2 protein-coding genes are annotated in these 2,952 nt (G+C 46.3%); both read left to right on the top strand.

Annotated elements, in window-relative coordinates:
- On the top strand, positions 1-2,008 hold a 2,008-nt coding region (locus tag U9Q77_07630), incomplete at its 5' end, for an OmpA family protein (protein MEA3287229.1).
- A partial coding sequence (locus tag U9Q77_07625) for a hypothetical protein (GenBank protein MEA3287228.1) occupies positions 2,001-2,952 on the top strand: 952 nt, incomplete at its 3' end. The genes U9Q77_07630 and U9Q77_07625, both read left to right, overlap by 8 nt.

The following is a 2,952-nucleotide window of genomic DNA, read 5'->3' as shown; positions in this document are numbered from 1 at the left end:
ACCGAATGTGATGCTGATCTTGAATGATTCAGCGCGAGTGATGACCGATAGTGTCGGACAATTCGTCTTTCCAAAAGCACCTCTCGGTGATCTACATCTTAATGTTGATGAAAGCAGCCTACCATCCTATGGATCCCTTTTTAGCCCGGATACTTCAGTTGATTCTACTGGTTTATCCCACAACATTTGGAATTTAACCGTTTTCTCTGGTGATAGTGTCAACCAGGATATTCCATTACAGAAATTAGAACTTTTCAGTGTTCTCAGTAAACAGTCCACCCTTGAGATGAGAACTGAGATGCTCACAGAAGAATTTAGATTACTGGTTTACAAACCTTGGTCTCTGCTCATTCGCATTGGATTCAGATCTGGTTCAGCCACCCTCCAAAGTGAGATCTTTAATGAACTGAGGAATATTGGCGACCTTATGAAGTGGCAGACCCAGATCAATCTTGATATCAATGGTCATACTGATAACCAGCCGGTTTCAGCCGGTAGCGGTTTTAAAGACAACCAGGAGCTTTCAGAATCAAGGGCCATGGCCATTCGTACCTACCTGATGCAGACCATGGGTATCAGTGGCGACCGTATCCGTGCTTTTGGTCATGGTGACACCTTAGCCATGGTTGGTAACAATACTCCTGAAGGTCGTGCTTTGAACCGCCGGGTTGAGCTGGTCTTTTATAACGCAGCTGAAGAAGATTCTGATTATGATCAGCTTGAGTTCATGTATAATATCGATTATTCCGGTGAGATCTCAGTCAGTAACATACGCTTTCATCAGGAACTGCCATTGGGATTTGTCTACAAGACTGGCACAGCAACCCTTGATTCCACCTTTATTGAACCGATTGCACATGGCGTCCAGTCAGATGTTTGGAGCTTTGATGACTGGAATGCTGAAACCCATACTGCCTTTGATATGTCCATGGAGCCAGATGATTTTGATCTGATCCAGAATACTGGTCTGGTCTCAGCTTATCTTGACCTGGTTGATTCAGATGGAAACATCATCGTAACAGACACGCTTGAGACCCAAATTTCCACCCTGGTTGAGGAACTCTCTTTCAATATGATCCTTGAAGGCACCCAGTTTGATGTGGGTTCTGCTGATCTGAAACCATCCGCCTATCCAAGCTTGCAGAAAATGGGTAAATTCCTGGCCTGGCAACCTGATATTACAGTAGTCATTGAAGGTTTTACCGATAGTCGTGGCAGTCTTGAATTCAATATGCTGCTCTCTGAATGGCGGGCAGTCAGTGTGAAAAACTATCTGGTTGAGAACTATAGCGTGAATCCTGATAACATTTTTACCCACGGTCTCGGTCCTCACTATCCTGTGGGTGATAATGAAACCTGGCTTGGCAGAGCAGAGAATCGCCGCGTAGAAGTTTTAGTGAATGCTGAAGTTGGCGAAGCTGCCCTCCTGGAACTGGATGTGATCAAGGAATCCTTAAAACGGATCATTACCATTCCCATTGATCCATTAGAGAGCATGACTCCTGATTCAGCCCTCTCGATCCCCGGCGGACAAGCCTCTACCCTGCTATTTAACATGAGCTACCCAGCCTACGCTGGAGCTGACTCCATGGCAATTACCCTGGTGCTGCCCAATGATCTGGAGTATGTTGATGTAGCCGGTACCCTCAAGACCTGGGGCCATTTACTCTATGAGCGGTCCGTGGAAACAATACCTTCGATTCAGATCTTTGCGCCTGATGGGGTAGTGGGTGAGCGAGAACTATTCCTGAACGTAATGCTCTTCAAGGATGAAGTGCCCTTATCCAGTAATATTGAGCGAGTCCTGAAAGTAAATATCGAAGAACCGGGCCAGCGAGTTGTGAATATTGAAGAGCCAGCTGCACCAGTTGTGAATATTGAAGACCAGGATGAGCCAAACATAAATGTCGACGAAAAGAATGTGCTCGAAGTGAAATCCGAAGAACCTGATGGGTTACCTGATATGTTGAAAGAAAATATTGAAGAACCGGATGTGTCAGATGAATAGACCAATTAAAATTCTAGCCGGTCTCCTCCTAGCCACCGCCATTTTTGCTCAGGTGATTATCCTTGAACCAAAGGACGGTGCGGTCAGCAGGATCAATAAAATTTCAGTGACCATTGCCGGAAAAGCCGGTGCTCCTGCAACTCTTTTTATTAATGGATCTGAAGCTGCCCATGAGATCATCCGAATCGATGGTTTATTGGATTTTTTGAATGTAGAGGCCCCTGCCGGTCCTGTGAATATTAAAGTAGAAGCAGAAGGTGCCAGCGGACGGATATTTACTGCTGAACGCGGAATCCATGTTCTGGGGACGGTTAACCAGATAGTGAATATTTCGGACCCCATTGGATTGGATGCTGATGGACGCAGCACAGGAGAATTTAGATTCGAGATTCAAGATGAGTGGGGTTACAGACTCAATCACATAAATAATGCCAGCATCCGAATTTCCTCAGGTACTATCGTCACCGAAGATCTTGATAAAGAGTCCAGCGGTACTCAGACTATGGGCGAAGAAGGCATCATTAAATTGACAGTTCAGTCCGCATTAGAAGCCACAGAACGGGCTTCTTTGGAGATCACGGTGAGAGGACATACCGAAAGTTTTCCGGTACATTACTCCATTCCTGAAGAGCCTATTCTAGTCGTGGGAGCCGTCAATGCCGGTCTATCCACCTTAGCAAAGGACCAGGATCCCAACAGCTTACCCCATTTTGGCCTGATCAATATCAATAACACCAAGCTGGGTGACCACGCCCTCCTGGGTGGCCGGGCCGCTTTTTATGCCAAGGGAAGCATAAAACCTGGACTGCGTCTGACTGCTTCGCTGGACACGGATCGGGGGTATCTGGATCAACTCTTTGTCGATGTCGACCCTGAGGAATTGTATCCAGTTTTTGGCGATGCAAGTTCCATCAGCTACGATGCCCAGAGTAGATCGAAACTCT

This window comes from Candidatus Neomarinimicrobiota bacterium (genome assembly GCA_034716895.1).
Taxonomy (GTDB): domain Bacteria; phylum Fidelibacterota; class UBA8477; order UBA8477; family JABMPR01; genus JABMPR01.
This window is presented reverse-complemented; position numbering and strand designations above follow the sequence as displayed.